General features: G+C 60.4%; 20 protein-coding genes. 6 read left to right on the forward strand and 14 right to left on the reverse strand.

From position 1 onward, the window contains the following. Positions 1-11 precede the first annotated feature (11 nt). From ACP7E0_RS05290 to ACP7E0_RS05305, 4 genes are all read left to right on the forward strand, one after another. A complete protein-coding gene (locus ACP7E0_RS05290; protein ID WP_426123413.1) occupies positions 12-899 on the forward strand; it encodes a uracil-DNA glycosylase in 888 nt (295 codons plus the stop codon). Positions 900-1,052: 153 nt separating this feature from the next. Continuing rightward, the gene (locus tag ACP7E0_RS05295) at positions 1,053-1,229 is read left to right on the forward strand and encodes a hypothetical protein (RefSeq protein WP_113549007.1); all 177 of its coding nucleotides are present in this window, start codon (positions 1,053-1,055) and stop codon (positions 1,227-1,229) included. 83 nt (positions 1,230-1,312) lie between these two features. Beyond that, complete coding sequence (locus ACP7E0_RS05300; RefSeq protein WP_426123415.1) at positions 1,313-1,459, forward strand: hypothetical protein; 147 nt, start codon at positions 1,313-1,315, stop codon at positions 1,457-1,459. Positions 1,460-1,684: 225 nt separating this feature from the next. After that, a complete protein-coding gene (locus tag ACP7E0_RS05305) occupies positions 1,685-2,965 on the forward strand; it encodes an MFS transporter (protein ID WP_426123417.1) in 1,281 nt (426 codons plus the stop codon). Positions 2,966-2,997: 32 nt separating this feature from the next. Here ACP7E0_RS05305 and ACP7E0_RS05310 read toward each other — a convergent pair whose 3' ends face one another. Then, a complete protein-coding gene (locus ACP7E0_RS05310) occupies positions 2,998-3,936 on the reverse strand; it encodes a DMT family transporter (RefSeq protein ID WP_426123419.1) in 939 nt (312 codons plus the stop codon). Positions 3,937-4,455: 519 nt separating this feature from the next. On the opposite strand from ACP7E0_RS05310, the gene pepN reads away from it, so the two are divergent. Continuing rightward, positions 4,456-7,104, forward strand: coding sequence for an aminopeptidase N (gene pepN / locus ACP7E0_RS05315; RefSeq protein ID WP_426123421.1), 2,649 nt, complete (start codon positions 4,456-4,458; stop codon positions 7,102-7,104). Between the two features lie 204 nt (positions 7,105-7,308). Beyond that, the gene (locus tag ACP7E0_RS05320; protein WP_426123422.1) at positions 7,309-9,648 is read left to right on the forward strand and encodes a PAS domain-containing sensor histidine kinase; all 2,340 of its coding nucleotides are present in this window, start codon (positions 7,309-7,311) and stop codon (positions 9,646-9,648) included. A 37-nt stretch (positions 9,649-9,685) separates the two neighbouring features. Here the strand turns inward: ACP7E0_RS05320 and ACP7E0_RS05325 are convergent, their stop codons facing one another. The 13 genes from ACP7E0_RS05325 to ACP7E0_RS05385 form a co-directional block, all read right to left on the reverse strand. Continuing rightward, on the reverse strand, positions 9,686-12,640 hold the full coding sequence (locus ACP7E0_RS05325) for a bifunctional [glutamine synthetase] adenylyltransferase/[glutamine synthetase]-adenylyl-L-tyrosine phosphorylase (RefSeq protein WP_426123424.1): 2,955 nt from the start codon (positions 12,638-12,640) through the stop codon (positions 9,686-9,688). Between the two features lie 45 nt (positions 12,641-12,685). Next, complete coding sequence (locus tag ACP7E0_RS05330) at positions 12,686-14,095, reverse strand: sensor histidine kinase (protein WP_426123425.1); 1,410 nt, start codon at positions 14,093-14,095, stop codon at positions 12,686-12,688. Further along, positions 14,092-14,793 (reverse strand): response regulator transcription factor, encoded by a 702-nt coding sequence (locus tag ACP7E0_RS05335; protein WP_060503644.1) that lies wholly within the window; start codon positions 14,791-14,793, stop codon positions 14,092-14,094. Before ACP7E0_RS05335 ends, ACP7E0_RS05330 begins: the two co-directional genes overlap by 4 nt. 155 nt (positions 14,794-14,948) lie before the next feature. Beyond that, positions 14,949-16,517 carry a Do family serine endopeptidase gene (locus tag ACP7E0_RS05340; protein WP_426123427.1) on the reverse strand — a complete coding sequence of 523 codons (1,569 nt, stop codon included), beginning with the start codon at positions 16,515-16,517 and terminating at the stop codon, positions 14,949-14,951. 210 nt (positions 16,518-16,727) lie between these two features. Beyond that, positions 16,728-17,183 carry a cytochrome c-type biogenesis protein gene (locus tag ACP7E0_RS05345; RefSeq protein ID WP_426123429.1) on the reverse strand — a complete coding sequence of 152 codons (456 nt, stop codon included), beginning with the start codon at positions 17,181-17,183 and terminating at the stop codon, positions 16,728-16,730. Next, a complete protein-coding gene (locus ACP7E0_RS05350; RefSeq protein WP_426123430.1) occupies positions 17,180-19,168 on the reverse strand; it encodes a heme lyase CcmF/NrfE family subunit in 1,989 nt (662 codons plus the stop codon). Before ACP7E0_RS05350 ends, ACP7E0_RS05345 begins: the two co-directional genes overlap by 4 nt. Then, positions 19,165-19,617, reverse strand: a complete 453-nt coding sequence (gene ccmE, locus ACP7E0_RS05355; protein WP_426123432.1) for a cytochrome c maturation protein CcmE — start codon at positions 19,615-19,617, stop codon at positions 19,165-19,167. The genes ACP7E0_RS05350 and ccmE overlap by 4 nt, the downstream gene beginning before the upstream one ends. Further along, positions 19,614-20,765, reverse strand: coding sequence for a c-type cytochrome biogenesis protein CcmI (gene ccmI, locus ACP7E0_RS05360; protein ID WP_426123433.1), 1,152 nt, complete (start codon positions 20,763-20,765; stop codon positions 19,614-19,616). Before ccmI ends, ccmE begins: the two co-directional genes overlap by 4 nt. Before the next feature lie 96 nt (positions 20,766-20,861). Beyond that, entirely contained in the window at positions 20,862-21,311 is a 450-nt protein-coding gene (locus ACP7E0_RS05365) for a hypothetical protein (protein ID WP_426123435.1), read from the reverse strand. A gap of 192 nt (positions 21,312-21,503) precedes the next feature. After that, complete coding sequence (locus tag ACP7E0_RS05370; protein ID WP_426123436.1) at positions 21,504-22,898, reverse strand: ATP-binding protein; 1,395 nt, start codon at positions 22,896-22,898, stop codon at positions 21,504-21,506. Positions 22,899-22,992: 94 nt separating this feature from the next. Beyond that, positions 22,993-23,679, reverse strand: a complete 687-nt coding sequence (locus tag ACP7E0_RS05375; RefSeq protein ID WP_426123438.1) for a response regulator transcription factor — start codon at positions 23,677-23,679, stop codon at positions 22,993-22,995. Between the two features lie 181 nt (positions 23,680-23,860). Further along, entirely contained in the window at positions 23,861-24,112 is a 252-nt protein-coding gene (locus ACP7E0_RS05380; protein WP_426123440.1) for a hypothetical protein, read from the reverse strand. Positions 24,113-24,232: 120 nt separating this feature from the next. Further along, a complete protein-coding gene (locus tag ACP7E0_RS05385; RefSeq protein ID WP_426123441.1) occupies positions 24,233-24,391 on the reverse strand; it encodes a hypothetical protein in 159 nt (52 codons plus the stop codon). Between the last annotated feature and the right edge of the window lie 154 nt (positions 24,392-24,545).

Genomic DNA, 24,545 nt, shown 5'->3' on the forward strand with positions numbered 1-24,545 from the left:
ACAAGCAGACCATGATCTCCAGCGACACCATGAGCCCGGCCGAACTTGCCGCCCTTCTGCATTTTCATGCGGAAGCCGGGATCGAGTGGCTGCTGGAAGACGAGCCTGTCGATCGCTTTGCGGAATTTGCTGAGGCGAAGGCTACGCGCGGCAATAGTGCGTCGCAACCCATGCAGCGGACGCAGGTCTCCGAGCGTGGTGATGCCCCCAGCGCGCCGGTCGCGCGTGAAAACGGCAATCGGTCCACCAACAAGCCGCAGGCGGCACCGGCAGTTGTCCCGCAAATGGCCATTCCCGACGAGCAGGCCATCGCTGAGGCCCGGTTTGCGGCCGAGTCTGCCCGCTCCCTTGACGAACTCAAGAGCGCCATGGAGGCCTTTTCAGGCTGCAACCTCAGAAACAGCGCCCGCAACATGGTGTTTGCCGACGGCAATCCCTCCTCCGGTATCCTGGTGATCGGCCCGGTGCCGAACGGCGACGACGATCGCGAAGGGGTTCCTTTTTCGGGCAAGCAAGGCCAGATGCTTGAACGCATGCTGGCAGCCATCGGGCTTGACCGGACATCCGTGCTCTTGACCAATGTCATCCCGTGGCGGCCGCCGGGAAACCGCCCGCCCTCGCCGCGTGAAACCGACATCTGCCGTCCGTTCATCGAACGCCAGATCGCGCTGAGCGAGCCGCGCCACCTGCTGATCCTCGGCAATTTCGCCGCCCGTTTCTTCTTCGGTGGCAACGAAATGATCCATCACATGCGCGGCGAATGGCGTGACATTAAGGTAGGCGGAGCCACGGTGCCCGCCCTTGCCACCCTGCACCCGCAGGACCTGACCTCGGCACCGGCCAGCAAGCGGCTCGCCTGGCAGGATCTTCTGGCCTTTCGCGCCCGGATTCGTGGTTAAGACCGCCTGAATCCTCCACTTGCCTGATTTGTGAACAAACGATGAAAAAAGCCATGCGGATTGCGCATACCAGCAACGCGAACGCGTCCGTTGCGGAATCGATGTTGCAGTGCAATATAGAACGACGGGAGGACTGGAATAAGGAATTGAACCATGACGACCCGTTTTCGCCCTCTGCATTCGAGTTTTGAAACGCTCCGCCACGCCGGCTCGGCGCTCCGCACGCCCTTCAACAGCTTCGGCTCGGCTGCGAACGAACAGATGACCGCTGCAGGCTATGGCCACAAGACACGCCCGGCTCAGATTTTTGCGGAATTCGTTCAGCGTTGATTTTTAGGCCCGCACAATCGGGCGCACCCTTGTCTGACTATCAAATTAAGATGAACACAGGCAAAGATGAAAGGTATCCGAATATGACAGCACCTATCCGCTCGCTCCGGGTCCTCCTTGCCGATATCGGCACCGCCGTGCGCGCCTCTGGCGAATATAGCCGCCTCAGCAAGGAAGCCCCGGCTGCCAATGCCGACCGTCATGCGGTCAGCGCCTTCCTGCCGAAGTAAATCGACGGCTTCTGGCTGCACCGCGGCCACATCTCTCTTCTGCGCCAAGCCTTGTCGCAATCGACAGCGTCAGCAAAACTGGATAGAGCGACACTCGTTCTTTGATTCCAACAGCGGCGTGTCGGGCACCGGTTTTCAAGCACGCAATCCGCTTCAACATTTTTGAGCGCTTTTCCTGAGCCGTGTGCGTCACAGGCAATGGATAAATCCGCATCCGGAGCCTTCATGCTGGCCAGCCTCAGATCCGTATTCAGCCTGATGCTTTCGACCCTTCTGATGATGGTTGGCTTCGGGCTGGCGAGCTATGTTATGCCGGTGCGTTCCGTTGCCGAGGGATGGTCGACACTGACTATCTCGCTAATAGCCACCGGCTATACGTTGGGTTTTACGATCTCCTGCATCATCACCCCGAAATTCGTGCTGCGCGTCGGCCATGTGCGGGTATTTTCCGCCTTGATCACCCTGCTCAGCATCGCCATCCTAATGTGCGGGCTGGTGGTCGATTGGCGGGCGTGGATCTTCTTTCGCGCCATTTCCGGCTTTGCGATTTCCGGCAGCTACCTGGTCATCGAGAGCTGGCTGAACGAGCGGGTCACCAACGAAAACCGCGGCATGCTGTTTTCGCTCTATCTGATCACCACCATGGTCGGTACGATCGGCGGCCAGTATTTGGTGCCCTTGGGCGATCCGACCAATTCGTCGCTGTTCATCCTGTGCGGTGTGCTGTTTTCACTGGCGCTTTTGCCAACGGCGCTGTCTTCGTCGGCAATGCCCGCCCCGCCGGCCCAGGCCAATTTCGACGTGCCGGGACTGTTCCGCCGCTCGCCCGTCGCCGTCGTCGGCGCGTTTCTGGCCGGTGCCATGTCCGGCGCCTGGCTCAATCTTGGCGGTGTCTTCACCCAGAAGATCGGCCTTTCCACGGCGGAAGGGGCAACGCTGCTGGCGGCCCTTCTGACGGGCAGCGCCATTTCGCAAATCCCGATTGGGCGGACATCCGACCGGATCGACCGGCGCATCGTCATGGTCGGCTGCGGCATCGTTGGCGTTGTCTCCTGCCTGGCCATGGTCGCTTTCGTCGGTTCCAGCCCGCTAGTGCTCTATGTCATAGCCGCCTTCGTCGGCTCCGTGCTGTTTCCGATCTATGCGCTGAACGTCGCCCACGCCAACGACCTTGCCGAACCGAACGAATATGTCGAGGTCTCCTCCGGCATGATGATCACCTATGGCATCGGCACGATTTCCGGCCCGCTGATGGTTGGTCCGGTAATGGACCGTTTCGGTCCGCCGTCGCTGTTTGTACTTCTGGCCGTCTATTTTGCGCTCTACGCCGCCTACGCTGCCTGGCGCATCGCCCAGCGCGGCCACACCGATGGGCTTGTTTCCAAGACCGATTTCCAGGCCAATACCGTGCCAACACCGGGGACGGAGGCCGTCAACGCCATGAACCAGGCAGTACGGCCTTCCGATCTGATCGAAGACGACACGGCTCCGACACAATCCCCCTAACCAATCCGGCCCCCTGACCAATCAGACTTTGATCATCCCTGCGGCGTGATGTGCTTGCGCGCACCTCGGCGCTCAAGACCAAGCTGATGTTCGCGAAAGATGATGAAGATGCCGGCGCCGACGACGATCGCCGTGCCGATCAGCATGACGCCCGTCGGCACCTCGTCGAACAGGAAATAGCCGATCAGCAGCCCGAGCAGGATCGAGGTATATTCGAACGGCGCAATCGTCGACATGTCGGCATAGCGGTAGCTCTGCGTCAGAAGGATCTGGGCGACGCCGCCGCAAAATCCTGCCCCCATCAACAGCAGAAAGGAAGTCATCGGCAGCGGTTCCCAGCCGAACGGTAGTGACAACAGCGAGAAGCACGCCGCCGAAAGCGAGAAATAGAGCACGATCGTATGCGTCTTTTCCTTGGCGATCAGCTTGCGGACCAGCACCATGGCGACGGCGCCGAGTGCCGCCGACAAGAGCACGGCCAGTGCGCCAAGTGCTTCCTGCGAGCCAAACCCGCCGTCTCTCAGCAATGTCACACGCGGCCAGGTGATGATCATCACCCCGACCAGCCCGATCAGCACTGCCGACCAGCGATAGATCCGAACCGTTTCCTTGAGAAACACCGCAGCAAAGACGACAGCGAGCAGCGGCATGGCATAACCGATCGCGATCGCTTCCGGCAGCGGCAGGTGCACCAGACCGTAGAATCCGAAACTCATGGCCAGGATGCCGATGAACCCGCGTGCCAGATGGCCGAAAATATCCTTGGTGTGGAAGGCGGTGCGCAAATGGCCCTTGAAGGCGAGATAGCCGAGGATCGGCACCATGGCGAAGGCCGAGCGGTAGAAGGTGATCTGGCCGGTGGCAATCTCAGTGCCTGCCGCCTTGATCAGAGTTGCCATGCAAACGAAAACCAGTACGGACATGACCTTGAGGGTAATGCCCTTCATCGGGTGGGGGAATTCGGAATCCATTGCGGGTCGCACTCATCGGACGAGGGCAGCGGGCCGGAAATCATCGGAAACGACAGGCTGCGGGGGAAGTAGGCGATCGGAGAATCCGTCGCCGGGATCCTTTCACCTTAATGCGCGATATTTGAAGGAGGGATCAATTTTCGTGATGAGTGGCGGAAATATTTGATGCACCTGCCCCTCGCGCTTACACTCGGACGAAACAGCCAATTGGCCATCCACCAAGCAATCTGGCGGGCGAAAACTGCGGCCTTGAGATAAACGCTGACAATTGGCTGTAAAATTACGTAACCTGTGCCAAAAATACACGACTGATTTAAATATTGTTAGGGCGAATTTCGTAAGTCTCTGAACAAGCAAAGAACGGGACAGGTCGGGCATGCCGGAAAAATGGCACATGTCCGCGAAAAGACCGCCTTGCGATCACACCGGAAGCTTCGCATCTTCAGCGCAGCCTCTTCACAGAGACCAAGCCTCACCACCGGCGTCGTGACGCAGCGGATGATGCAAGCGGGACAAACAATGCGGACAGATACGGGCGAGATCATTCATCTGGAAGACTACCGGCCGACGGATTTCGTTCTTGAGAGGGTGGACCTCACCTTCGAACTCGATCCGACTGAAACCAAGGTCGAAGCCCGGCTGATATTCCATCGCCGTGAAGGAGTGAGCGCGGATGCGCCGCTGGTGCTTGACGGTGACGAACTGAAGATGACGGGCCTGCTGCTCGACCAGGAAGAGATCGCGACTGCGCACTACGATGCGGCGGAACACACGCTGACGATCCGCAACCTGCCGGCAACAGCACCCTTCGAAGTGACGATCACGACCGAGATCAATCCCGAGGCCAACACCACGCTGATGGGCCTCTATCGCACCAGCAATGTCTATTGCACGCAGTGCGAGGCCGAGGGCTTCCGCCGCATCACCTATTTCCCGGATCGTCCGGATGTGCTCGCCGTGTACACGGTCAACATCATCGCCGACAAGGCGACCGCACCGCTGCTGCTCTCCAATGGCAACTACCTTGGCGGCGCCGGCATGGGCGACGGCCGGCACTTTGCTGCCTGGTACGATCCGCATCCGAAACCGAGCTATCTCTTCGCGTTGGTCGCTGGTGATCTTGGCGTTGTCGAAGACACGTTCACCACCATGTCCGGCCGCGAGGTCGTGCTGAAAATCTATGTCGAGCACGGCAAGGAGCCCCGCGCCGCCTACGCCATGGACGCGCTGAAGCGCTCGATGCAGTGGGACGAGGAGCGGTTTGGCCGCGAATACGATCTCGACATCTTCATGATCGTGGCGGTATCCGACTTCAACATGGGCGCCATGGAGAACAAGGGGCTGAACGTCTTCAATGACAAGTATGTTCTGGCCGACCCGGAAACCGCGACCGATGCTGACTACGCCAATATCGAGGCGATCATCGCGCATGAATATTTCCACAACTGGACCGGAAACCGCATCACCTGCCGCGACTGGTTCCAGCTCTGCCTGAAGGAAGGCCTGACGGTCTACCGCGATCACGAATTCTCGGCCGACCAGCGCTCGCGCACCGTCAAGCGCATCGCCGAAGTCAGGCATCTGAAAGCTGAGCAGTTTCCGGAGGATGCCGGTCCGCTTGCGCATCCGGTCCGTCCGACAAAATTCCGCGAGATCAATAACTTCTACACGACGACCGTCTATGAAAAGGGCTCCGAAGTTACCCGGATGATCGCCACCCTGCTCGGCGCCGATCTCTTCAAGCAGGGTATGGATCTCTATTTCGACCGCCATGACGGACAGGCCGTGACGATCGAGGATTTCGTCGACTGCTTCGCTGAGGTGAGCAAGCGGGACTTCACCCAGTTTTCGCTCTGGTATCACCAGGCGGGTACGCCGCTGGTCAGTGCCTCGACGGCCTATGACTCCGGAAAGCAGACATTGACGCTGTCGCTCGAGCAGATGGTGCCGCCAACGCCCGGCCAGAGCGCCAGGGAGCCGATGTATATTCCGCTGCGTATCGGCCTTCTGCTGGAGGATGGTTCGGAAGCTACGATTAGCTCCGTGACCGGTGCGGAAATGACCGGCGACGTGCTGCACCTCGTCGAGCGCACGCAGACCGTCGTCTTTAACGGCATCACCTCGCGCCCGGTCCTGTCCTTGAACCGCGGCTTCTCGACGCCGATCAACCTGCATTTCGAGCAGACGGCCGCCGATCGTGCGCACATTGCCAAGCATGAGAGCGACCTGTTTGCCCGCTGGCAGGCCTTGAACGATCTCGCCTTGCCCAACCTCGTCGCCGCCGCTGCCAGCGCGAAGGCCGGCGAGCCCGTGCAGTGCGACACGTCCCTGATCGACGCCTTGCTCGCGGCAGCCGCTGACGGCGATCTTGAGCCTGCGTTCAGAGCCCAGGCCCTGGCACTGCCCAGCGAAGCCGATATCGCCCGCGAAATCGGTGGCAACAACGACCCGGACGCGATCCATGCGGGGCGAAAGCAGATCATGGCGGCGATTGCCAGAGCCGGCCAAGCCATTTTCGAGAAACTGGCCGACGAGATGGTCGTCCCGGGTCCGTTCAGCCCCGACGCTGCAAGTGCCGGACGCCGGGCACTTCGCAACACCGCCCTCTCCTATCTCGTCTATGCGGAAAACGAGCCGGCCCGGGCCGTGGCTGCGTTCAAATCCTCCAACAACATGACCGATCTCAGCCTGGCCCTGACGATCCTTGCACACCGGTTTCCGGATGCAGCCGAAACGACGGATGCCCTTGCAACCTTCAAGACTCGTTTTGCCGACAATGCTCTGGTGATCGACAAGTGGTTTACCATCCAGGCCACCATTCCAGGTTCTGAAGCGCTTGCCCGCGTCACAGCCTTGATGGCAGATCCGCTGTTCAACGGCTCCAACCCGAACCGGGTACGCGCGCTCGTCGGCACATTCGCCTTTTCGAACCCGACGGGATTCAACCGCGCCGACGGCGAAGGTTACCGGTTCCTGGCACGCCAGATTCTCGACATCGATCCGCGCAATCCGCAGCTGGCTGCGCGTATTCTCACCTCGATGCGATCCTGGCGCTCGCTGGAAACCGGCCGTGCCTCACACGCCCGCAATGCCTTGCGCGAAATCGCCGCAGCACCCAAGCTATCCGCCGATGTCAGCGACATCGTCGAGCGCATGCTTAAAGGATAGAGACATTCACCGGACCTGATGAAAACCCCGCGGCTGCGGGGTTTTTCGTTTCTGCAGCCGCAGCAGCGACAATAGTGCAATTTTCCCATGACGATAAATGGTTAACGAAGTTTTACTTTTCCCTCTGGACAAGGCGAATCACAATTGATTCATTGGGTCAGGTTCGAGCGAGCGGCGCTTCGAATCACATGAGGGTTTACAGATTTGACGAAGATGGCGGAAGCGCAGCGGGGACGCGCAGCCGGTGAGCGGTTGCGTCCCAGATTTCCAGGCTTTTCGAGGCTGGAACGGGACGTTATCCAGCACGCACGGATTTTTACCGAGCCGGCGGTGCGCCGTCTTGCGGGTGCTGAGCCGTTGCTCAAGCGCTCCATCCCGATCCTGATCACCGCGTTTCTTCTCGTCGTTGCCATTTCGCGCATCAGCGGCATCATGGTCGAATATGCGCGCATGGAGGCAAGTGCGCGCCAAGTCACCATCCTTGCTGCAGCGACCGCCAGTGCCGCTCTTCAGGAAAACGGCGTGGCCCTGTTCGACAAAGCGCAAAAATGGGATGTCGAGCAGCGGCTGAACGCCGTCCTCTCCCCTGACATGCTTGAACCGGGCGCCTTCGTGCTCACGGTGCGCAATGACGGCCGGATTTTCGCAAGCTCTCCAGACGGTGCCGTCTATACGGGCCGCACCCTCAACGCCGTGGCACCGGAAGTTGCAGCCTTCCAGTATTTCGGCGAACGTTCGACTGTGATGAAGACTTTCATCGGCGGCACGGAACACATCGTCGCGTTGATGCAAGTTCCGGGCGGCGCGGGAACGTTGCTTGTGGCCACTCCTCTGGCCGGCATCCAAAAACTGTGGCGCGACGAGGTTTCGCTGAACGTCACCCTCTTCGCCGGCATTTCGGCGATCCTGCTGATCGTACTTTATGCCTATTACATCCAGGCCAAGCGTGCCCGTGACGCCGACCAGATCTTTGCCGAATCCAACCTGCGCGTCGAAACCGCCTTGTCACGCGGACGCTGCGGCCTTTGGGATTTCGATATGCCGAACCGCCGGCTTTTCTGGTCGCGCTCGATGTACGAGATGCTTGGCATGCCGCCGCAGAGCAATGTGCTGTCCTTCGGCGACGCCGCACGGCTGATGCACCCGGATGACGGAAGCATCTACAAGGTCGCCCGCACCATCGCCAAAGGCGATGCCCGCCAGATCGATCAGATCTTCCGGATGCGCCATGCCGATGGCCACTATGTCTGGATGAGGGCGCGTGCGCAGGTCATCCGCACTGCTTCAGGTCGGGTGCACCTGATCGGCATCGCCATGGATGTCACCGAGCAGCACCGCCTGGCACAGCGTTATGCCGAAGCCGACCAGCGGTTGGCAGACGCAATCGAATGTACGTCCGAGGCCTTCGTGCTCTGGGACAAGAACGACCGGCTGGTGATGTGCAACACGCACTATCAGCAGGCCTACAAGCTGCCCGACCGGGTGCTGGTTGCCGGCACGGAACGCTCAGTGGTCAACTCTGCCGCCGCCCGCCCTATCATCGAACGGCGCATTGCCGATCCGGACCGGTCCAATCAGTCACAGACCTCAGAGGTACAGCTGTCGGATCAGCGCTGGCTGCAGATCAACGACAGGCGCACCCGCGACGGCGGCCTGGTGTCCGTCGGTACCGACATCACACTTTTGAAGCGGCACCAGGTGCGACTGCGCGAATCCGAGCGCCGCCTGATGGCAACCATCGGCGACCTGTCGACCTCGCGCATCACACTGGAACGCCAGAAGGCCGAACTCTCGGTGGCCAATGCCAATTACCAGGCCGAAAAAGAGCGTGCGGAAGCGGCCAACCGGGCCAAGTCGGAATTCCTTGCCAACATGTCACATGAATTGCGGACCCCGCTGAATGCCATTCTTGGCTTCTCGGAAATCCTACAGAACCAGATGTTCGGCCCGCTCGGCTCGGAAAAATACGACGAGTATTCGCACGATATCCATGACAGCGGCAAACATCTGCTCAACGTCATCAACGACATCCTCGACATGTCGAAGATCGAGGCCGGCCAGATGAAGCTCAACCGGGAAACCATCGATCTCGCGCCGCTGATCATGGAAACACTGCGCTTCACCACGATCCCGGCGCAGCAGAAGAACATCTGCGTCGATCAGCAGATCTCGTCCGGCTTGACGATCACTGCCGATCGCCGCGCCATGAAACAGGTGCTGCTCAACCTGTTGTCGAACGCGGTCAAATTCACCAATGAAGGCGGCAAGATTTCGCTGCGTGCCCGCAAGGTCGCCGGTGCGGTGACGTTGACCATTGCCGATACCGGCATCGGCATCCCGCGCCTTGCACTGGACAAGATCGGCCAGCCTTTCGAACAGGTCCAAAGCCAATATGCCAAGAGCAAGGGCGGATCCGGTTTGGGTCTTGCCATATCCCGGTCGCTGACCAACCTGCATGGTGGCGCGATGAAGATCCATTCTCAGGAAAATGTCGGCACGATCATTTCGCTGCGCATACCCGATACGTCGCCTCGCATGATATAGAAGGCCAAGGCCAATCTGGCCTGAGCCATCGCCCATCTCAAGGCTTGACCGTCGCTTGAAATATCCGGCGCACGGCCTTCGACAGCCGCCGGATATCAGACTCCAATACCTTGATATCCGGCGCATCGCCAGCCCGGCACAGAAGCTCGACCAGTCCGGCCGGCGCATCCTTCAGCTCCAGATCCCCCTCGATGCACAATCGCACGATCTGCGAGAGGTCGGTGAACAGTGTCAGCGCCTCCTGCACGGTATCGAGGTCGGCCGGCGCAATCAGAGCCGGTCCAAGCAGCCGCAAGACATCGGCTGTCGAAGTGCCGCTCGGTGGAGCGGCGACACCCCGCGCCGGCGCGATCAGGGCAAGATATTGTGCAATGAATTCGATATCGACCAGCCCACCTGGGATGAGCTTGAAATCCCAGACATCGCTCGGTGGCTTTTCCTTGTCGATCAACCCGCGCATCTCGGCGACATCCGCGGTGACCTTTGCAACATCGCGGCTCTGGCCAAGCACTTCGCGGAAAATCATGTCAACCTCCGCGATCAGGCTTTCCTCGCCGCAGAGAGCGCGGGCACGCGTCAGCGCCATATGCTCCCAGGTCCAGGCTTCCTCGCGCTGGTACTTTGCAAAGGCGTTGATCCGGGTGGCGACAGGCCCTTTGTTGCCGGAGGGACGAAGGCGCATGTCAACCTCGTAGAGGACACCTTCGGCAGTCGGCGCCGAGAGGGCAGAGATCAACCTTTGCGTGACACGGGTGAAATAGCGGATGGAATCGAGCGGCTTGGCGCCGTCGGATTCACTCCCCTCGTCATCATAGTCGTAGAGCAGGATGATATCGACATCGGACCCGGCAGTCAGTTCATGGCTGCCCAGCTTGCCCATGCCGATAACCGCGACGCGGCCGCCCGGAAATTTGCCATGCGCCGTCTCGACCTCGTGTAGCACCGCATCCAAAGCGGCAGTTAGGATCAGGTCGGCCAGATCGGTAAACGCGTGTCCCGCCTGTACACCGGTGATGACGCCGGTCAACAGCCTGATCCCGATCAGGAACCGCTGCTCGGAGGCGGTGATCCGCAGCCGGTCGAGAATGTCCTCATAGTGCCGTGCCGTGGCCAGAAAGCCTTTGATCCGCTCGGCAAGATAGTCCCGGGTTGGCAGTTCGGCGAGAAGCCGGGGATCGAGCATGCCATCGAAGACATGCGGCTTGCTGGCGATGATATCCGCCAGCCGGGGCGCGGATGACATGATGTTGACGATCAGCGACAGCAGGCCGGGATTGTTGCCAAGCAAAGAGAACAGCTGGATGCCGGATGGTAGACCCGCGATAAACTGGTCGAAGCGCAACAGGGCGTCATCGGCGCGCTTGTTCTGGCCAAACACGCGCAAAAGTTCTGGCGTCAGCTCCGTCAACCGCTCCCGCGCCTCCACCGATTGCGTCGCCCGGTATCGGCCATAGTGCCAGGTGCGGATGGTTCGGGAAATGTCCTGCGGACGCTCGAACCCGAGCTTCCTTAGTGTCTCCAGCGTATCCGGGTCATCTCCCTGCCCGGTAAAGACCAGATTTCCGGTCTCGCTCGAGAGTTTTGCTTCCTGCTCGAACAGCTGGGCATACCGCCGTTCCACGGTCTTCAGCACGCGCGACAATTCCAACGAAAACGCAGGCACATCGGCAAAGCCCATCATGTAGGCGATGCGTTTCAATTCAGCGTCGGTAGTGGGCAAAATATGTGTCTGCTCATCGCGCACCATCTGCACCCGGTGTTCGACATTGCGCAGGAACCAGTAGGCGGAAATCAGTTCTTCGGCGGTTTCCACATCGATCCAGTTTGCCCGTGCCAGGCCGTGGAGCATGGGCTCGGTGGCGCGCAATCGCAGTTCCTGCATCCGTCCGCCGGCGATCAGCTGCTGCGTCTGGACGAAGAATTCGATTTCGCGGATGCCGCCACGGCCAAGCTTGATATTGTGGCCTTTGACAGCGATCTCGCCATGTCCCTTGTGGGCATGGATCTGCCGCTTGATCGAGTGGATATCGGCAATTGCCGCATAGTCGAGATATTTGCGGAACATGAACGGGGTGAGTTCCCGCAGGAAAGCCTCGCCTGCCTTGATATCCCCCGCTACCGGACGCGCCTTGATAAACGCCGCCCTCTCCCAGTTCTGACCCCGGCTTTCGTAATAGAGCATCGCCGCCTCGACCGGGATGGCAAGCGGCGTCGCGCCGGGATCCGGGCGCAGGCGCAGGTCGGTGCGGAAGACATAGCCATCACCGCTGCGCTCCTGCAGGATGCGGATCAGCCGGCGCAGCAGACGCGCAAACGTCTCCGGCGCGTCGTCCGGAACAGTGATCAGCGGAGCGTGCGGCTCATAAAACACCACCAGATCGATATCCGAGGAGTAATTCAGCTCGAAGGCGCCCAGCTTGCCCATGCCGAGAACAACGACGCCCGACTTTTCGCTCGGATGCGCGAGATCGACGACATTCAGCTTGCCTGCGTCATGTGCGCTCAAAAGCAGATGGTCGATGGCAGCAGACACCGCGGCACCTGCGAAATCGCTCAGCCACCGCGTTGTCTCATGCGCATCGAAAAGACGCGAAAGGTCTGCAAGCGCGATTGCAAAGGCGATATCGCGCTTGGCCTGCCGCAGGCGCGTCATGATCTCGGCATCGGTTAGCGGCTTGCCGGCGTCAGCGCTTTTCCACGCGTCCCGGGCTCTCTCGATGCAGGCTTGCAGATAGGGGATCAGAGGTTGGCCAAGAGCCTGTACAAGCACCGGTGGATGGGAAACAGCCGTATCCCGCAGATAAGGCGAGAGCGACAACGCTGCAACGACAAATTCCTTGAGTGGCGTTTCGGAAGCCAGCAGATCGGCAATGTCCGGCTGGCTCTTTGCCATATCCTTGAGGCTGGAGAGCACGGACTTGGCGTCCGTCTGGCTCATCGGCCGCAGCGCACATGTGCCGATATCCGATAACCGCCGCGTATCCACTTGCATATTGATCTCTCCCAGCCGCTCCCGATTTCGGCTGCCCTATGCCTATCAGCCGGAGCGCAATGGGAAAACCATGCTGGCGGTCAAACCACGATTGTTTTCAACGTCGGGAACCGTATCGCTCAGTTCGAGAGAACCCTGATGCATCTCCATCACCGCCTCGACCAGCGATAGGCCCAGCCCTGTTCCCGGCTTGCTGCGGCTTTCGTCCAGCCGCACGAAACGCTCCACCACGTCCTCCCGTTTATCGGCGGGTACACCCGGGCCGTGATCCGCCACGGACAGCACGATCGCCCCATCCCGCCTGGCGAGACTGACCTTGATAAACGGATTTGCGCCGCCGTCGGAATATTTGATGGCATTGTCGATCAGGTTGCCAAGTGCCTGCCCGATCAGTTCCCGATTGCCGGAGACATGAATATCGGCCGGCACATCGGCCTCAAGCTTCAACGCCTGCTCGTCAGCCACCGGCTCATAAAGTTCAACGCAGTCGGCCACACTTTGCGAAAGGTTGACATCGCTCATCTCTGCCGCTGCAGCACCGGCCTCGACACGGGAGATCATCAGCAGCGCATTGAACGTGCGGATCAACTGGTCGGATTCGCCGATGATCTCTTCCAGCGAGGCGCGATAGCCGGAATTGGTCGCCTTGTGCGCCAATGCAGCCTCGGCCTTGTTGCGCAGACGGGTCAGCGGCGTTTTCAAGTCGTGGGCGATGTTGTCGGAGACCTGCCGCAGGCCCTCGTTCAGCTTCTCGATCCTTCCAAGCATGGCATTGAGCGATTCCGACAACCGGTCGAATTCGTCGCCGGATCCGCTCATCGGCAATCGCTGCGAGAGGTCACCGGCCATGATCCGCGTGCTGGCGTCCGACATCCGGTCGATCCGCTTCAACGCGTTGCGGCCGATCGCGAACCAAATGATCAGCGCGCCAATGCCCATGATGCCAAGCGCCACCATTAGGGCCTGCCGCACCAGCACACGAAACTTCTCGGGCTCCTGCAAGTCGCGGCCAACCAGAATGCGCAGGCCGTTGTCGAGCACCAGCACATGCGCCAGTGCCACATGCTCTTCCTTGCGGCTTTCGTCGGTATAGCGCTGATAGCGGAAAGACTCGCCCGTCCAGCCTTCCTTATCCAGAAGCCCGGGCTGCAACGAAGCGACATTGCCTGCCAGGATCTCGCCGGTCGGCCCTGCGATGACGTAGAGATTGGCACCAGGTTGCCGCGCGCGCCGCTCCAGCGTTCGCAGCAATCCGTTGACGCCGCCGCGGCTGTAAATCTGCTCGATCTGCGATACTTCCGCCGTCACCGCGTCCCTCGTCTGCTGCTCCAGCAGCCGCTGCGACATGGCGGTAACGTAGAACACCAGAAAGGCCGCACACAAGGAGAAGAGCAGGAGATAAAGCGCTGACAGGCGAACGGCCGTGGTGCGGAAGAGGACACTCAACCTGTTCATGCGTCCGTGCGTCCGTCTTCCTTGATCATGTAGCCGGCGCCGCGCACGGTGCGCAGCAACGGCTGATCGAAATCCTTTTCGATCTTGGCGCGCAGCCGCGACACGTGCACATCGATGACATTGGTCTGCGGATCGAAATGATAATCCCAGACATTTTCCAGAAGCATGGTGCGCGTCACCACCTGCCCCGCATTCTTCATCAGATATTCAAGCAATCGGAATTCGCGTGGCTGCAGCAAGAGCTCGCGGCCTTGCCGGCGCACCGTATGCGACAGCCGGTCCAGCTCGAGATCGCCGACACGGTAGACCATGTCCTGTTCGGGAGCCCCTTTGCGGCGGCCGAGCACTTCGACACGCGCCAAAAGCTCGTTGAAGGCATAGGGTTTGGGCAGATAATCGTCGCCACCGGCGCGCAATCCCGTGACCCGGTCGTCGACCTGGCCGAGTGCGGAAAGAATGAGCACCGGAGTGTGAACGCCCTTGCGGCGCAGTTCCGAGATCACCGATAGCCCATCGCGGCGCGGCAGCATGCGGTCGATGACCAGCACGTCATAGCTGTTCTCGCTCGCCATGAACAAGCCGCTCTCGCCGTCGCTGGCATGGTCGGAGACGATGCCAGCCTCGCGAAAGGCCTTGGCCAGATAAGCGGCCGCTTCGAGGTCATCTTCGATAATCAGAATCTTCATACGCGTGACCATAGTCCCTGACCCGTCTCTTCCACAACCGGTTTGCCATGAGGAACCCACACCCGCCTGCCCGGTTGCACAGATAGGCCGTCCCCTGAAACGCCAGACGCCGCGAAACCCTGGTGAAGGTCCGCGGCGCCCGGCAGCTGGATCTGCGTCAGCCCTCGTCAGCCCTGGTTGATGGGAAGCGCCACGAAGCGGCTGGCATTGTCCGCTTCAATCTGGAACAGCGCCTTTGTACGCCCGTCCTTTTTGGCAGCTTCGATCACCTTGAGGACGTCGTCAGCCGACTTGACCTCCTGGTTGTTGACCGAGACGATCTTCTGGCCTTCCTTCAGGCCGCGGTCACTGGCATCGGAGTCCGGATCAACCGAAGAGATCGTCACGCCCTTGCCGTCCTCGGAGGGCGTCACGGTAACACCGAGATCCGCCAGTGCCTTTTCGCTCGCAGGCTGCTGTTCTTCCTGCTGCTGCTGCTCGGTACCGGCAGAAGCATCCTTGGTATCGGCAGGCAGGGTTCCGACTTCGAGCTTGACGCTCTCTGCCTTGCCATCACGCCACAAGGCGACATCGACGCTGGTGCCCGGACGCATCAGGGCGATCTTGCGAGCCAGTTCGCGCGGGCCCTTGATCGTGTCGCCATTGACGGCGGTGATCACATCACCCTTCTTGATACCGGCCTTTTCGCCGGGAGAACCGGCCTGCGGTTCGACGACAAGCGCGCCGCTTGCCTCGGCAAGACCGAGCGATTCAGCGACATCCTTGTCGACCGGCTGGATCTGCACACCGAGCCAGCCACGGGACACTTCGCCGTCCTTCATCAGATCGGTGACGACGTCCTTGGCAACCGATGCCGGAATGGCAAAGGCGATGCCGACATTGCCGCCCGATGGCGAGAAGATTGCGGTGTTGATACCGACGACTTCGCCATTGAGGTTGAACGTCGGACCGCCGGAGTTGCCACGGTTCACCGCCGCGTCAACCTGCAGGTAGTCGTCATAGGGGCCGGAGCCGATATCGCGGCCACGCGCCGAGATGATGCCGGCAGTCACTGTACCGCCGAGCCCGAACGGGTTGCCGACAGCAACGACCCAGTCACCAACCCGGACCTTGCTGTCGTCGGCAAAGCCGACATAGGCAAACTTGCGCTTGTCATCGACCTTCAGTACGGCGAGGTCGGTGCGGCTGTCCTTACCGATCAGCTTGGCGTCCAGTTCCGTGCCGTCGTTGAGAATGACGGTAAAGGCCGAGCCGTCGGAGACGACGTGATTGTTGGTGACGAGGTAGCCGTCTTCGGAGATGAAGAAGCCTGACCCTTGCGAGGTCGGACGCAGACGGCCCGGCTTGCCGTCGCGCGGTCCATGGTCGCGCTCGGCGCGCTTGTCGCCGTTCGGGCCACCGAATTCCTTGAAGAAGCGCTTCAACGGGTGATCGTCGGGGAGTTCATCCAGACCACGGCCGCCGAAATCGAAGCTGAAGCCGTTGCCGCTACCGGCATCATCGGAAACAGGATTGGCGCGCGACTGAACGCGCACGGATACCACCGCCGGAGAAACCGCATCGACGACATCAGCAAAACTTGGAACCTGCGGCGCCTCGATCTTGACGGCGGCGGCAAAGGACTGGGTGATGGTAGCGGGGATACCGGTCGACAGCATGACGGCCGCCAAACCAGCAACGGTCGTTGTCTTCAAGACGGTCTTGAGGGAGGGACGCAGTGCGTTTGTTTGAAACATCCGGTTTGCCTTTTCTCTTCATTTGCATTTGGCTGACTGGAGGAACAGCCGATGAAGAAGAAATAGACGAACGCACCTTACTGACTTGTGTCCGGAAAATGAACTTTTGGTAATGTTGGGACATAAACGCGATGTGTCGCGACTGGAAAGCATGCCTAAGAAAAGCGGCGATAGCGGAAAATCCATCCCTTCCGAAAAAACGGAAAGAAATCAATCCTTCAAGACAGCATCCAGCCGCGCCTGCTCGTCCGCAGACAATGCCGTTCCCGTCACCTTGCCGGTCCTGCGGCGAGCAGCAACAAGCATTGCTGCACCCCCGGCGAGAAGCAGCACCACCGGCGCGCCCCACAGGATCAACGTCTTTGTCTCAAAACGCGGATTGAGCAGCACGAACTCGCCGTAGCGCGAAACGACATAGGCAATGACGGCTTCGTCGCTATCGCCGTTGGTGATCCGCTCGCGCACCAAAAGCCGCAGATCCTTGGCAAGCTCGGCATTCGAATCGTCAATCGACTGGTTCTGGCAGACCATGCAGCGCAACTGCGCCGATAGTCCGCGTGCACGTGCTTCCAGCGCCGGATCGGCCAGCACCTCGTCGGGATTGACGGCAAAGGCCGGCCACACCGACAGCAATAGGAAGGCGATGACGAGCAACCGGCGGATCATTGCGCGGGCTCCAGAACCGGTTTCTTCTGTTTCTTGGCGCGTGCCGGGGCGCCGACCCTGAGGCGTCTGTCGCTCAGCGAAACGGCACCGCCAGCCATCATGAATACCGTGCCCAACCAGATGCAGAGGATCATCGGCTTCCACCAGACCCGAACGACGATACCGCCGTCTTTCATGTCATCTCCGAGCGAAACATAGAGCTGGCTCAAACCGAACGTGCGGATACCCGCCTCGGTGGTCGGCATCTGTCGTGCCGTATAAAACCGCTTCGACGACCAGACCTCAGCCACTTCGATACCGGCCTGGCTGATGGTGAAATGCCCAGATTCTTCGCTATAGTTCGGCCCGTTGCCGTTGCGCAGCCCATCGAAACGCAGTGTATAACCGCCGGCCTCCGTCGTCATGCCCGGCTTCATCTCGACGATATGTTCCGTCTCGAATGCCGTGACCGCGACAATGCCGATCAGCGTCACGCCGAGCCCGATATGGGCGAGCGCCGTGCCGAAAACCGAACGCGGCAGACCGGACACACGCCGCAAGGCGACAGCGCCCGTCACTTTGCCAAGACCCGACCGCAGGAAAATCTCCGTCAGCGAACCGGCAATCATGTAGGCACCGAGTGCGATGCCGAACAGCGCCATGATCGGGCCGCCATTCTGCGCGTAGTAGATGGCGCTCCCGACAACCAGACCGAACGCCACAGCTGCAAACAGGCGTTGCCCGGCGCCAAGCAGATCGCCACGCTTCCAGGCGAGCAGCGGGCCGAACGGCACGGCCAGCATAAGCGGCAGCATCAGCAGTCCGAATGTCATATTGAAAAAGGGCGGACCGACGGAGATTTTCGCACCGGTCACCGCTTCCAGCGCCAGCGGATAGAGCGTGCCGATCAAAACGGTCGCAGCCGCCGTCGTCAGGATCAGATTGTTGAGGACCAGCGCGCCCTCACGCGAAATCGGCGCGAACAGACCGCCCGCCTTCAGATGTGCGGCCCGAAAAGCAAACAGCGACAGCGCGCCGCCGATGAAAAGAATGAGGATCATCAGGATGAAGACGCCGCGCGTCGGGTCGGTGGCAAAAGCGTGGACCGAGGTCAGAACGCCGGAGCGGACGAGGAAGGTGCCGAGCAGCGACATCGAGAATGTCATGATCGCCAGAAGCACGGTCCAGATCTTCAGCGCCTCACGCTTTTCCATCACCAGCGCCGAATGCAACAGCGCCGTTCCGGCCAGCCACGGAATGAAGGATGCGTTTTCGACCGGATCCCAGAACCACCAGCCGCCCCAGCCGAGTTCGTAATAGGCCCAGTAGGAGCCCATCGAGATACCGGCCGTCAGGCAGGTCCAGGCGGCCAGCGTCCAGGGCCGCACCCAGCGCGCCCAGGCCGCATCGATGCGGCCTTCGATCAGCGCGGCGATGGCAAACGAGAAACAGACCGAAAAGCCGACATAGCCGAGATAGAGGAGCGGCGGATGGATGGCGAGGCCGATATCCTGCAGCACCGGATTGAGGTCCCGCCCCTCGCCCGGCGCATCCAGCAGCCGGTTGAAAGGATTGGACGTCAACAGAATGAACAGCGAGAACGACACCGCGATCCAGGCCTGGACGGCCAGCACATTGGCTTTCAGCGTCTCGGGCAGATTGTTGCCGAACACCGCGACCAGCGCCGAGAAAAACGTCAGGATCAACACCCAGAGCAGCATCGAGCCTTCGTGATTGCCCCAGACGCCGGAGAACTTGTAGATCAGCGGGATCTGCGAATGCGAATTCTCCCAGACGTTCTGCACGGAGAAATCGGATGTCACATGGGCGTAGGTGAGAACCCCGAACGACACCGCCATCAGCAGGAACGTCGCCTTGGCTGCCACGGTGCCGATTTCCATCAGCGCCTGGTCGTTTCGCAGCGCCCCGATAATCGGCAGCACGGCCTGCAACAGCGACGTGGCAAGCGCCAGAACCAGCGCATAGTGGCCAAGCTCGATGATCATTGGATGTTTTCCTTGCCGCCGAGATTGACGCCCTGCGCCTTCAACCGGTCCGCCACGTCCTTTGGCATATAGGTCTCGTCATGCTTGGCAAGCACGGTATCGGCAACGAAAACTGGGCTTCCCTCCTTGAAACTGCCTTCGGCGACAACGCCTTGGCCCTCGCGGAACAGGTCCGGCAGAATTCCGGTATAAATCACCGGCACCTTGTCCAGCGTGTCGGTGACGCTGAAGGTGATGGTCATGCCCTCGCCGCGCTTGAGCGAGCCATTCTCGACCAGACCACCGAGCCGGATGCGCGTGCCCGGGGCAAGATCAGCCTTCATGAGGTCACCAGGGACGTAGAAATAGGCAATCGCCTGGCTGAACGCGACCATCACCAGCAGCACCGCTGCAACGATGAACGTCACACCGCCACCAATGATCACAAGGCGCTTCTGTTTGCGGGTCATTCCACGCCTCCGTCAGCCTTCAACCCAAGTTCGCCTGCCAGCGCAAGCAGTTGCTTGCCTTCGCTACCATCCGCCGGGAAGATGGCAAGCCCCTGCTTCAGAGCGTCGGCTGCCTTATCCTTCTGACCAAGCACGGAGTAGGACCTGATGATCCGCATCCAGCCCTCGAAGTTCTTCGGGTCAGTCTTCAGTTTTTCAGCGAGACTGCCGACCATGCCCTCGATCATCGCCGTGCGATCACCCGTGCTCATGTCCTGCGCTGCCACGATATCCTCACCGGTCGGGTTCCCCAGCGGTGTTGCGGTCTGCTGAGCCGCAGCCGGGGTATCGCCATTCAGGCCGGCAATATGCTCGTTGACCAGCGGTAGCCAGGGCGCACCGGCCGGCGACGTGCTGACGATCCGCTCGAAGGCAGCAAGCGCCTCCGGCACCTTGCCTTCCTGTTTCAAGCCAAGCGCCAGGTAGAACTGCGCACGTGGATCACCGGGTTCGATCGCCAAGAGTTTCTGCAACGCGTCCCGCGCCTCGTTGGTCACCAGCCCGCCGGAAAGCGCGATCAGGCTTTCGGCATAGCCGCCCAGCCGAACAGGGGTTGCCCCGAGTATGCGTAGCGCGTTGCGGAATGCCACGGCGGCTTCTTCGACCCTGCCGCTGCGATAATAGATCGGCGCCAGTACGTCCCATCCGGCACCATCTTCAGGATTGGCAACCAGTTGCTGTTCGGCCCGTGCGATCAGGATGTTCATATCGTCGCCGGGATTTGCTAGGCGCGCGGCCAGCGGCGCATCCGGCACATCCGGATTGCCGATCCGCAAGTAAAGACAGAGCCCAACAGCCGGCAGGATGAGGATGATGGCAAGCTGCGCCAGCCGGTTGCTGCGCTTCACCGGTTGAACAGGCGTAACCGCCTTCACCGCATCGGTCGCGGCCAGCAGGCGGCGAGCAACCTCGGCGCGCGCGAAATTCGCGTCGTCGCCAGAAATCAGCCCGTTCTTCTCGTCGCGCTTCAGCTCTTCCAGCTGATCGCGATAAACCTCGACATCATGGGATTGCGGGGCCTCGGCGCTTGCGGCGGCGCGCAGCAGCGGAAGCAGCAGAACAGCGGCAACGGCCGCCGTCAGGGTGGCAACTAGGATCCAGAACAGCATGTGCGCTCAATTACTATGGGGAGCACGCCATTCCAATCGGAAAACCGGAAATGACGGAAATTTGAGGCGTTTCGCCGCAACTGTCGAATGCGAAGATCAGCCCAGTGGCGTCCACGTGCCATCGGCATTGCGGCAAGCGGCGCCGCGGGTGACACTATCCTGCCCCTTGACCGTAACCGTATGGCTGTATTGGCGGCAGTTCTGCGAACCGACCTGATAGGGTGCCGCTGCAACGACGGAGCCACTAATGCCCGATCCCTGCCAGACCACCGGTTGTCCACCGCGGGATCCTTCCAGGGCCCGGTATTCCGCCTCCAGCGCCCGCTGACGGTCAGCCTTGCTGATGGAAAGCCCCGCTTGACGCCCGATCACACCACCGCCAAGGGCTGCGATATAGGAAGCCGATGTGTTCGAGGTGACGCCGCTCCCCGGCTTGCCGGCGTCGCGCGATGCGGTACCGCAGCCGGCGATCAGCAGCGACGAGGCAATCAGGCACGCGGCCGGCGAAGCGGAAAGGATGGTCGGGAAACGGGCTTGGTTCTTCATCGTATCGGACAGCTCTTACGGTTTCCGGTGCATCGGCAGATCATGGCTCGGCTTCAGGCCGATTCATGGCTCACTATCTTTTTACATTCCCCGCCGGAGCAGGCAACAACCCAGCGATCAAAGCTGTTGCATTGCGGAATTTTACCCGCAATCCTGTCAAAAAAGTCACGCGACGGCTTAAAACACGTCTCATCATGACACAGCAGGCAGCACGATCAGTGCTTTCAGCCCGCCGCGCTCGCCGCGCGACAACCCGAGAGTGCCCTGATATTCGCCGGCGATCTCGCTGACGATCGACAATCCCAAGCCGGTGCCCGGCTTGCTTTCGTCCAGCCTCTTGCCGCGCTTGATGGCAATGCCGATCTGCTCCGGTTCCAGACCCGGACCGTCATCATCCACCTCGATGGTAATCCAGTTGCGCCGCCCCGGGTCCTTGCCCTGCACGCCCTCGGGCGCAATCTGCGCCAGAATGTGAACCTGGTCGTTGGCGTAGCGGGCAGCATTGTCCAACAGGTTGCCGACCGTTTCCTCGACATCCTGCTGTTCCATCGCCAGGATCAGCCCAGGCGGCGATACCGTCAGCAGAAAGGTCTTTTCCGGGTGCAGCCGGCGCATGACGCGCACCAGCCGTTCAAGCACCGGTTCCACCTCGGTGCGCGCCAGAACCGATTCCCGCTGTGCGGCGATCCGCGCCCGGTTGAGATAGGACTGCACCTGCATCTGCATCGCATCCGCCTGCGCCTTGACGAGGTCGCCGTGCGGCGGCTCAAGCACCCGCGCTTCATTGATCAAAACGGCAAGCGGCGTCTTCAGCGAATGGGCGAGATTGCCGACCTGCATGCGGGCACGTTCGATGATGCGCCGGTTGCTGTCGATCAGGGCGTTGACTTCGCTTGCCAAGGGTTGGATTTCGCGCGGAAACTCTCCGTCCAGCCGCTCGCTTTCGCCACCACGGATCTTTTCCAGCGACCGCCGTGCCTGGTCGAGGGGCCTCAGCCCGAAGAGAATGGCCAGCGCATTCATGCCGAGGCCGCCGAAACCAAAGATAGCCAGCGCCAGGTAGAGATTGCGATTGAAGTCGTTGATATCGGCTTCCAACACATCGCGGTTGCCCGCAACCCGGAAACGGGCCGTATGCCCCTGAATATCCAGAACGACTTCCGTCTCCGCCACTTCGACGTCGTTGTTGAAGGAATCGACGGTGGTATAGAAACGCTCGTAGCGAATATCGAAGGGAACTTCATCGACGCTGGCGATCGGCAACTTGCCAGAACCCAGCGAGGTCGAAATCAGCGGCGGCGTATTGAATTCGCCGATCGGCTCGACGATCCAGTACCAGCCCGTCTGCGGCTGGGAGAAGCGCAGGTCGCCCAGTTGCGGACTGCCGGCCAGTACCGACTTGTCGTTGACGACGATCGAATTGATGACGTTGTAGAGTTGCGCGCGCAAAAGGTCCTGAAAGCCGCGCTCCGAACCTTGCCGGTAGAGCGTCGAGATCACCACGCCGATCACCACCAGCGCCACCACCGCCCAGATGGTGGAAACCAGAAGAACGCGTGCGGTCAGTGATTGCGGACGTAGCATCATGGCTGCCGCCGAATGGTTTGACGGGACAACACTATCAGGCCTTGTCCCTCGTGCGCAGACGCCCGGTATTTCCGGTAGATGATCGTGATCCCGCTCAGGATTTCGCTTCCTTGCTGGCCATGCCGGGTGCCTGCATCCGGTAGCCAAGGCCGCGCACGGTTTCGATCAGGTCATTGCCGATCTTCTTGCGAAGCCGGCCGACGAAAACCTCGATCGTATTGGAATCGCGGTCGAAATCCTGGTCGTACATGTGCTCGACCAGCTCCGTGCGCGACACCACTTGCCCCATGTGGTGCATCAGATAGGACAACAGCCGGAATTCGTGCGACGTCAGCTTCAGCGCCACGCCGTTGACCAGCGCCTTGGAGCCCTTGGTATCCAGCCGGACCGGGCCGCAAACAATTTCGGAGCTTGCGTGTCCGGCAGCGCGCCGGATCAGCGCCCGGATACGGGCCAGCACTTCTTCGACATGGAATGGCTTGGTGACATAGTCGTCGGCGCCGGCATCGATACCGGCAACCTTGTCGCTCCAGCGGTCGCGTGCGGTGAGAATCAGCACCGGCATTACCTTTCCGGCACCGCGCCATTTTTCCAGCACGGTAATGCCGTCCATTTCCGGCAGGCCGATATCGAGGATGACGGCGTCATAGGGTTCGCCCTCACCGAGATAATGGCCTTCCTCGCCGTCGAAGGCCTGGTCGACGACATATCCGGCTTCCTTCAGGGTGTCCGTCAATTGACGGTTGAGGTTGACGTCGTCTTCGACCACCAGAATGCGCATGAACAGACTTTCTTCCCTTGCGCGCCAGCATCTCCGAAAGATCTGCTGTCGCGTTGCAACACGAGACTTCTATCAAGGTTCGATTATAGGAACTTCGTAGGCTCCCATCATCGAACCTTGGTACTACTGCTTACCTCATTTCATCCGTTTCGAGAATGTTTTGAAGGCAGGCATCCTGCGGCTACATCGGCACCCGCATCGTCACCTTTTTCGGACGGCCGCCATTGCCGGGGATCAGCACGGTAACGACGCATTTGCCGTCGCTGGTCGGCTGCGCCGAGAGGAGTTCACCACCGGTCTCAGCCACCACTTCGGCCGCCGCCTGACCGCAATCGCCGTCCACGGCGACAACCATCGATGGCACATCAATCGCCGGCGGTGCGAATCCGGAAAGGCCCGCTGCAAGCGTTGCTATGATCAAGGGTGAGGACATGAACGCACTTTCGGATTGAAAACAATATTGGCGACTTGGGAAGCATCGTTGCAGTTTTAATAACCGATACAGTCTGAATGGCAAATGAATGTCCCGGTAACAGCCCGTTTTGCGCAATGGCTAGCGCAATCGCGAGCGAGCGGAAATCCGGCCCCAGATGGCAAGCAGTCCGCCTGCCGCCGCGGCAAGAGCCGTCAGCCCGTCGACAAGGCCGCTTCGATCTTCATGGGTGATATCCAAGCCGAGGAAATTGGCACAGAAGGCCGCTTCGATCTTCATGGGTGATATCCAAGCCGAGGAAATTGGCACAGGAAGCTAGAATCGCAACCACACCACCCCAGACGGTCTTCGACATGTACCAAATCTTCCAGTCGCTCATGGGAAACTCCTCGTTTGAATTGGGATTGCTCCCTTGGAATGAAAACATGCAGGT

It is taken from the genome of Pararhizobium sp. PWRC1-1, from assembly GCF_049897905.1.
Taxonomy (GTDB): domain Bacteria; phylum Pseudomonadota; class Alphaproteobacteria; order Rhizobiales; family Rhizobiaceae; genus Pararhizobium.

Coding starts and splice junctions, on each gene's coding strand:
- ACP7E0_RS05385 (WP_426123441.1), bottom strand. CDS start 24,391: ATGAAGATCGAAGCGGCCTTCTGTGCCAATTTCCTCGGCTTGGATATC.
- ACP7E0_RS05375 (WP_426123438.1), bottom strand. CDS start 23,679: ATGCGCATTCTGGTGGTCGAAGACGACGTCAACCTCAACCGTCAATTG.
- ACP7E0_RS05310 (WP_426123419.1), bottom strand. CDS start 3,936: ATGGATTCCGAATTCCCCCACCCGATGAAGGGCATTACCCTCAAGGTC.
- ACP7E0_RS05295 (WP_113549007.1), top strand. CDS start 1,053: ATGACGACCCGTTTTCGCCCTCTGCATTCGAGTTTTGAAACGCTCCGC.
- ACP7E0_RS05330 (WP_426123425.1), bottom strand. CDS start 14,095: ATGAACAGGTTGAGTGTCCTCTTCCGCACCACGGCCGTTCGCCTGTCA.
- ACP7E0_RS05370 (WP_426123436.1), bottom strand. CDS start 22,898: ATGATGCTACGTCCGCAATCACTGACCGCACGCGTTCTTCTGGTTTCC.
- ACP7E0_RS05335 (WP_060503644.1), bottom strand. CDS start 14,793: ATGGTCACGCGTATGAAGATTCTGATTATCGAAGATGACCTCGAAGCG.
- ACP7E0_RS05300 (WP_426123415.1), top strand. CDS start 1,313: ATGACAGCACCTATCCGCTCGCTCCGGGTCCTCCTTGCCGATATCGGC.
- pepN (WP_426123421.1), top strand. CDS start 4,456: ATGCGGACAGATACGGGCGAGATCATTCATCTGGAAGACTACCGGCCG.
- ACP7E0_RS05365 (WP_426123435.1), bottom strand. CDS start 21,311: ATGAAGAACCAAGCCCGTTTCCCGACCATCCTTTCCGCTTCGCCGGCC.
- ACP7E0_RS05345 (WP_426123429.1), bottom strand. CDS start 17,183: ATGATCCGCCGGTTGCTCGTCATCGCCTTCCTATTGCTGTCGGTGTGG.
- ACP7E0_RS05380 (WP_426123440.1), bottom strand. CDS start 24,112: ATGTCCTCACCCTTGATCATAGCAACGCTTGCAGCGGGCCTTTCCGGA.
- ccmE (WP_426123432.1), bottom strand. CDS start 19,617: ATGACCCGCAAACAGAAGCGCCTTGTGATCATTGGTGGCGGTGTGACG.
- ACP7E0_RS05325 (WP_426123424.1), bottom strand. CDS start 12,640: ATGCAAGTGGATACGCGGCGGTTATCGGATATCGGCACATGTGCGCTG.
- ACP7E0_RS05290 (WP_426123413.1), top strand. CDS start 12: ATGATCTCCAGCGACACCATGAGCCCGGCCGAACTTGCCGCCCTTCTG.
- ACP7E0_RS05305 (WP_426123417.1), top strand. CDS start 1,685: ATGCTGGCCAGCCTCAGATCCGTATTCAGCCTGATGCTTTCGACCCTT.
- ccmI (WP_426123433.1), bottom strand. CDS start 20,765: ATGCTGTTCTGGATCCTAGTTGCCACCCTGACGGCGGCCGTTGCCGCT.
- ACP7E0_RS05340 (WP_426123427.1), bottom strand. CDS start 16,517: ATGTTTCAAACAAACGCACTGCGTCCCTCCCTCAAGACCGTCTTGAAG.
- ACP7E0_RS05350 (WP_426123430.1), bottom strand. CDS start 19,168: ATGATCATCGAGCTTGGCCACTATGCGCTGGTTCTGGCGCTTGCCACG.